Source organism: Caballeronia sp., from assembly GCF_028292365.1.
Lineage (GTDB): Bacteria > Pseudomonadota > Gammaproteobacteria > Burkholderiales > Burkholderiaceae > Caballeronia.
Genome location: NZ_JAQGMM010000428.1, coordinates 1 through 6,106, shown reverse-complemented (window position 1 = coordinate 6,106; position 6,106 = coordinate 1). Strand labels below are relative to the sequence as shown.

The following is a 6,106-nucleotide window of genomic DNA, read 5'->3' as shown; positions in this document are numbered from 1 at the left end:
GAGCAAAATGATTTGTGACAGCGCAAGCCGACAACTTGCTGGTAGCCCCGGAAGCACAAATTGGGCGCCGTTTGTCTTGAAATTCGTGATGGCCTTCTTCGGCTAAGAGACGATGTTCGCGCTCACGTCGGCCGCTAAATTCGCATAACGCATTCGTTACGGCAACGACGGATTAGCCGCTTCATTTTTTGTCGATTGTTCGATCAGAGCCGGTCACGCGGCACCGCAGCCATCACCGGCCAAGCCGGCTTCAGGGCGGGTTCTCAGTAGCTAATCGCCGGAGACTACAACGTGCAAGAGTCAATCTGGAACGGCCGACTTCGCAACCGTTAAATAGAGAGTGGAGGAAAAACGGTCAGGGCCCCATTTGACAACGCTGGCTAGGTAGTGTCGACAAAGGGTTCCCGATTTGTGTGCGCAGCACAAACCACCCCAAGTGCGAACGACAATCCAGTGCTATCGCTTAAGCTGAAACACGCTATCGATTTCCACGGGAATCCCCATCGGCAAAGTAAAAACACCAATCGAACTTCGCGCCGGCAACCGCTCCGGCCCAAACAGCGCTAGCAGCAAATCACTCGCACCATCGGCGACCTTCGGGTGCGCAGTGAACCCACTCTCCGCGCGAACATAAACCGTCAACCGCGCACAACGCTCAACATTCTCAAGCCCGCACGCTTCCTCCACACAAGCAAGAATCAGCAGCATGGTCCGCTGCGCTGCTTCCTGCGCGTCAGCGATCGATAGGCCATCCCCCACGATTCCGACAACCGGCTTACCGTCCTTAAACGGCCCCAGGCCCGAAACGAATAGCTGATCGCCCAAGGTCACAGTCGTCCGGTACGATCCGAGCGGATTGATCGGTGCGGGCAATTGGAGGCCAAGCTGCTTGAGGCGGTTTTGAATGTCGTTGTCCATGGCAATCAAACGTTCGTGAGAAAGCGCAAGTATGTCCGCTCTTTCATTTCCGCGTGATGATCGGCGCTTAACAACCTGCCAATCATAGCCACGTCAGCAACCAACTCAGTCCGTACTCTGCGCCATCTTCTGCGGCAGTGGCACATGCAGCCACTTCTCCACGATGCCATTCAACTCGCCGTCTTTCTTCGCTTCAGTCAGGATTGCATCGACCTTTGCCATCAGCCTCGGCTCGTTCTTGTTCAACCCGACATGACACGCCGACTCGTGGATCACATACTTGAGCGCGGGTTTGTTGGACGCCGACGCCGGCAAAGTCGCCGCAATCTTGTTGGCCACGAAATCGCCCGTGCCCACCAACGGCACCTGACCCGCGAGGTAGGCGGAAATCATGCCGCTGTTGTCCTCGAAGCGCTTGATCGTGGTGGACGGCGGCACGCTCTTCGTGAGCATCAGGTCTTCGAACGTACCGCGAGCGACACCCACGATCTTCCCAGCCATGTCAGCCGGGCCGTCAATTTTTATATTCGCAGGACCGTACACGCTATTGTTATAAGGCGAATACGACTGCGAGAAGTCGATGACCTTGTCGCGCTCGGCATCGCGTCCAAGCGTTGAAATGACCAGATCGACCTTGTTCGTCTGCAGGTACGGAATCCGGTTTGCGCTCGTGACCGGCACCAGTTCCAGCTTGGCGCCAAGTTTCTTCGCAAGCAGCCCGGACACGTCGATATCAAGCCCTTCCAGTTGCATGCTCGGACCGACCGATCCGAACGGCGCGAAATCCTGCGGCACGGCGACGCGTAGCACACCGCGCTTCGCGATGTCATCCAGTGCTTCCGCGTGGGCCGGCGTCAGACGTGCAAGCGCGCTGAGCGCGACTAAACCTAGCGTCATCAACAGCTTCGAAGTTTTCATGTTTCCCCTGAAACGTGGTGTGGTCTGGTTGCTTCAATCGTTTTTAACGTACCGGAGGAAGGCGAAAGCGCCTGGCTCGCGACATCGCAAAGTCTATTAGCAAGTCTTTTGTTTTCTAAACGATTCAAAATTCACAGACTGCGCAGATTCTCCTAAGCAGCGATTTCCAGCGCCCAAGCGTGCACGAAATTTCGCATCAATCGATGCTAAAATTGATGCATCAATTGACCGGAGGTTTTCATGCGCACCACCATTTCCCTCGATGACGATTTGATCGCCAAGGCCCAGGCCTATACGGGACTGGAGGAAAAAACGGCGCTTGTGCGCGAAGCGCTCAAGGCATTGATCCAGCGTGAAGCCGCGAAACGACTCGCGAATCTTGGTGGTAGCCAACCGGGTATCAAGGGGGCGCCGCGTCGCCGGCAGGATGTCGAATGATTCTCGTCGACACGTCAGTCTGGATCGACCACATCAACGCATCGGACCCTGTGCTCGTTAGCCTGCTTGCCGAGGAGCGTGTGCTGGCGCATCCCTACGTGAATGGAGAAATATCGCTCGGCAGTCTGCGCGACCGTGATCTCGTGCTTGGCGCATTGTGCGATCTGCCGCAGGCTCCGACCGCAACGCCAGAGGAGACGTTTTATCTGATAGAACGCGAAGGTTTATTCAATCGTGGAATCGGATATGTTGACACGTCGCTGTTAGCATCCGCGCGTCTATATCCCGGCGCTACCATCTGGACGCGCGACAAGCGATTGAAGAAAGTTGCAGATGAACTTAACCTGGGTGCAATGCTCGGGTATTAACGGCCTGGAAATAAAGGTCGTCCTTACTGAGCCATGGAGTCTGGTCGGGATTTCCGGAGACGGTTTTTTATATGCTGAAATTTCAGCCGTCTTGCCTTTACGATTAAACCATGAATCCGGATTGCTCTTTCGACGGATGTGTCTTGTTGCTGCGCATCACCTTCGAAATTCCCGTCGCATACCCCCGATCGAATTATTTTTTAATATTTTCTCGGCACAGCAACCCAAAGGGATATTTTTCTGCATCCGGATTGCATTTTTTCCACCCTACACTGGGCGCTCGATAATGACGGTCCGACACTATGAGCGCCATAAAGTCCACCAGGTTCGATTTACTTGACGGCTTGCGAGGTGTGGCTGCAATCGCCGTCATGCTTCATCACTACACGCAGCACACCGGCTGGGACTGGTTCGGCGGGGCATGGGTCGCGGTCGACCTGTTCTTCGTGCTGTCCGGCTTCGTGATCGCCCATAGCTACAGCAAGAAGCTCCTGAATGGAATGTCGTTTCGCGAGTTCGCCTTCGTGCGGCTTGTCCGGCTGGCGCCCCTTTACCTGTTGGGGCTGGCGCTCGGCGTGTGCGCCGTGTTGCTCTCGATGGCAAAAACCGGCACGCCGCAAATATCGGGCACGCAGCTCGCGACAGCCACCGTGCTGGGCGCGGCCTGGCTGCCGTACTTCAACAATATCGGCTGGCCGTTTGGCACGGATTCAATCGTAGGGGCGACCTTTCCGTTGAACGATCCATCGTGGTCGCTATTCTTCGAGTTATTCGTCAACGTCGTTTTCGCCGCTTACCTGTACAAATTCCGCAAACTGCCGAATGCCAGATATTCGCTGCTTGCATTCATTGCGTTTATTGCCTGCACCGTAATCTTTCGGCAAATCAATCCGGGCTGGCGGGCGGAGAGTTTCCTGCTGGGATTCCCGCGCGTTATTGCCGAATTCTTTGCCGGTGTCTTCATCTTTTCGGCTGGGCTCCAGTTTAAAAAGCCGCACATCTTGTTCACCGCGGTGGTCACCATCGCAGCGCTGGCGTGCTTCGCGATTGGCAGTCCCAAGGTGGCATTCGTTAATTCCCTGACGCTCGTGCCTTTGTCGGTGGCGTTGCTGTGTTCCGTGTCTATAGAAGGCATCGGCAAGGGGATCTGCAAGGTGCTGGGCGAGCTCTCATATCCGCTCTATGTGATCCATTTCCCGATCTATCGCCTGGTGTTTGAGTCGTTCGATATCCGGGCGCTGAACCCTGTCGTGCAGACGCTGGTCGTGGCGGGCATCTCGATCGTGCTGGCCTTGCTGCTCGCGCGAGCGGACCAGGAGCTCAGGAGGAAGCTGACGAGTTTCATCAAGACCAAGACGTCGGCCGCCGCGGTCTGATCGAGCCGCCTTCAGGCATGGCAAAGATCGGCGGATTATTCAAAATCCGCTGAAAACGCGGTCCGGGCTAAACTTGCGGTTTCCGCCCACGGCATTCCAAAGCCATGACCGCCTCCCGTTTCAGCAATTCCGCGCGCTATTGGCGCTCGCCGCTCGTGCCCGGCGCGGAAATGCTCACGGCCGAGTATTACGACCATTCCTTCACGCCCCATTGGCACGACGCGTACACCGTTCCCGTTATTGAAGCGGGCGCAGAGCAGTACGACTATCGCGGATCGAATTTCGTGGCTGAAGCCGGCTCGGTGCCGGTCATCAATCCGGGCGAACTGCATACCGGCGCGCGGGCGGTGGATCTGGGCTGGCGGTATCGCGTGTTTTATCTGCCGGTCGATTTCGTGCAGTCTGTCGCCGACGAAGTGGCTGGCAGTGTCCAGCCAATGCCATGGTTCTCCGCCGATGTCATCCGCGACGCCGATCTCGCCCAACGTATACAGATCGCGCATCAAGCCATGGAAGCCAACCTGGATCCACTTGGAGCGGAGCATGCGTTGCTCGACGCGGTATCCACGCTGCTTGCGCGTCACGCCGGGCAACGGCCGCTGGTGCAGCGCATGCATCAGGACGCGGCGCGTGTGAATACGATGAAAGCCCGTCTGACCGATGACCTGACTGAGCCGTTATCGCTTGCCGAACTGGCGCAGACGGTGGGTCTCTCGACCTTCCATGCCGCGCGCCTGTTCACGCGCGAGACCGGGCTGGCTCCCCACGCGTGGCGCAACCAGATGCGCGTCAATCGCGCGCTCGATGCGTTGCGTGCGGGCGTTCCGGTCACGGACGTAGCGGCGGCGAGCGGATTCACGGACCAGAGCCATTTCACGCGGCACTTCAAAAAGACCTTCGGCGTGTCGCCTGGGCGCTGGCGTTAGCACACCACCCCGCGTCACACCGCGTCGGAGTCGATATGACCCGACCGCAAGAACGTACAAGCGTATGAACGCGGCGCGTCTTATCCTCGCTATCAACGGAGGAGACATTGAACTCAACGCATCAAGACCATCAGGCCCATCAGAGCCATCAGCCGGGTAATCTCGCTGAATTCGGCGCAGGCGCGCGCGACACCATTCCCATGATGGTCGGCGCCGCGCCATTTGGCGTGATCTTCGGCACGCTCGCCGCCACCGGTCCGCTGCATGCGTGGTCGGTACAGTTCATGTCGCTTGCGGTATTTGCCGGCTCGGCGCAGTTCATCGCGCTTGGGCTGATCGCCGGTCAAGCGAGTTTTGCGGTGGTCTGGGCAACCACGTTTATCGTCAACCTGCGCCATGTGCTGTACTCCGCGACGCTTGCGCCCTACGTCGCGCACTTGCCTGCGCGCTGGCGCTGGACGCTCGGCGCATTCATGACCGATGAAGTCTTTGCAGTCTCGTACGCGCATTACCAGCGCCGCGCACCGGGCGAAACCGGGCCGTATTACTTCCTGGGCTCGGGCGTTTCCATGTATGTGAACTGGCAGATATGGACCGTTGCCGGACTACTGTTCGGTTCAGCGTTTCCAGGTCTCCAGTCGAAGGGCCTCGACTTTGCGATGGTCGCCACGTTTATCGCGATCATCGTGCCGCAGCTTGTTGCGTTGCGTTTTGTGGCTGCTGCGCTGGCCGCCGGCGTGTTGTCGTTCGCGTGGAATGACTGGCCTTACAAGCTGGGTTTGCTTGCAGCAGTTGTGGTGGGCGCGGCGGTGGGCATGCTGCTGTCGATGCGTGCAAAAGAATCCACCAACTCCACCAACTCCATGCAACGCCCGGCACAACGTTCCAAGCAACGTCCTGCAGAAATGGAGCGCGTTAAATGAAATACGTTCTACTGATCCTGGGCATGGCGGTGATCACCTATGGCATCCGCTCTGCGGTTTTCGTATTCGGCGAGCGCTTGAGCTTTCCACCCATTGTGCGGATGGCGCTTAATTTCGTGCCGGTGACGGTGCTAACGGCGATCATCGTGCCGATGACGTTCGCACCGCACGGTGGTGCTGCCGAGCTCACGTGGCGCAATTCGCAATTGATCGCGGCGCTGGTGGCCGTCGTTGTGTGC

The 6,106-nt window shown here is 57.7% G+C and carries 8 protein-coding genes; 6 read left to right on the top strand and 2 right to left on the bottom strand.

The annotated features are described in order from the left end of the window. Window positions 1–456 precede the first annotated feature (456 nt). Together JWR14_RS25505 and JWR14_RS25500 are read right to left on the bottom strand one after the other, a co-directional pair. The gene (locus JWR14_RS25505) at window positions 457–918 is read right to left on the bottom strand and encodes a RidA family protein (RefSeq protein ID WP_299713869.1); all 462 of its coding nucleotides are present in this window, start codon (window positions 916–918) and stop codon (window positions 457–459) included. A gap of 105 nt (window positions 919–1,023) precedes the next feature. After that, window positions 1,024–1,836 carry a transporter substrate-binding domain-containing protein gene (locus tag JWR14_RS25500; protein WP_299713866.1) on the bottom strand — a complete coding sequence of 271 codons (813 nt, stop codon included), beginning with the start codon at window positions 1,834–1,836 and terminating at the stop codon, window positions 1,024–1,026. 240 nt (window positions 1,837–2,076) lie between these two features. Between JWR14_RS25500 and JWR14_RS25495 the strand changes: the two genes are divergently transcribed. The 6 genes from JWR14_RS25495 to JWR14_RS25470 all read left to right on the top strand — a co-directional run. Further along, window positions 2,077–2,274, top strand: a complete 198-nt coding sequence (locus JWR14_RS25495) for a type II toxin-antitoxin system VapB family antitoxin (protein ID WP_299713864.1) — start codon at window positions 2,077–2,079, stop codon at window positions 2,272–2,274. Further along, entirely contained in the window at window positions 2,271–2,642 is a 372-nt protein-coding gene (locus tag JWR14_RS25490; RefSeq protein WP_299713861.1) for a type II toxin-antitoxin system VapC family toxin, read from the top strand. The genes JWR14_RS25495 and JWR14_RS25490 overlap by 4 nt, the downstream gene beginning before the upstream one ends. Before the next feature lie 302 nt (window positions 2,643–2,944). Continuing rightward, a complete protein-coding gene (locus JWR14_RS25485; protein ID WP_299713859.1) occupies window positions 2,945–4,018 on the top strand; it encodes an acyltransferase in 1,074 nt (357 codons plus the stop codon). A 104-nt stretch (window positions 4,019–4,122) separates the two neighbouring features. Continuing rightward, window positions 4,123–4,944: an AraC family transcriptional regulator gene (locus JWR14_RS25480; RefSeq protein WP_299713856.1), complete on the top strand. Its 822-nt coding sequence runs from the start codon at window positions 4,123–4,125 to the stop codon at window positions 4,942–4,944. 200 nt (window positions 4,945–5,144) lie between these two features. Then, window positions 5,145–5,867 carry an AzlC family ABC transporter permease gene (locus tag JWR14_RS25475; RefSeq protein ID WP_299713872.1) on the top strand — a complete coding sequence of 241 codons (723 nt, stop codon included), beginning with the start codon at window positions 5,145–5,147 and terminating at the stop codon, window positions 5,865–5,867. Then, window positions 5,864–6,106 (top strand): AzlD domain-containing protein (locus tag JWR14_RS25470; protein ID WP_299713854.1); only part of this gene is annotated, 243 nt, incomplete at its 3' end. The genes JWR14_RS25475 and JWR14_RS25470, both read left to right, overlap by 4 nt.

What these genes read in the sequence shown, in the direction of transcription:
- JWR14_RS25495 (WP_299713864.1), top strand. Translation starts at nt 2,077, where the DNA reads ATGCGCACCACCATTTCCCTCGATGACGATTTGATCGCCAAGGCCCAG.
- JWR14_RS25485 (WP_299713859.1), top strand. Translation starts at nt 2,945, where the DNA reads ATGAGCGCCATAAAGTCCACCAGGTTCGATTTACTTGACGGCTTGCGA.
- JWR14_RS25500 (WP_299713866.1), bottom strand. Translation starts at nt 1,836, where the DNA reads ATGAAAACTTCGAAGCTGTTGATGACGCTAGGTTTAGTCGCGCTCAGC.
- JWR14_RS25490 (WP_299713861.1), top strand. Translation starts at nt 2,271, where the DNA reads ATGATTCTCGTCGACACGTCAGTCTGGATCGACCACATCAACGCATCG.
- JWR14_RS25480 (WP_299713856.1), top strand. Translation starts at nt 4,123, where the DNA reads ATGACCGCCTCCCGTTTCAGCAATTCCGCGCGCTATTGGCGCTCGCCG.
- JWR14_RS25505 (WP_299713869.1), bottom strand. Translation starts at nt 918, where the DNA reads ATGGACAACGACATTCAAAACCGCCTCAAGCAGCTTGGCCTCCAATTG.
- JWR14_RS25475 (WP_299713872.1), top strand. Translation starts at nt 5,145, where the DNA reads ATGATGGTCGGCGCCGCGCCATTTGGCGTGATCTTCGGCACGCTCGCC.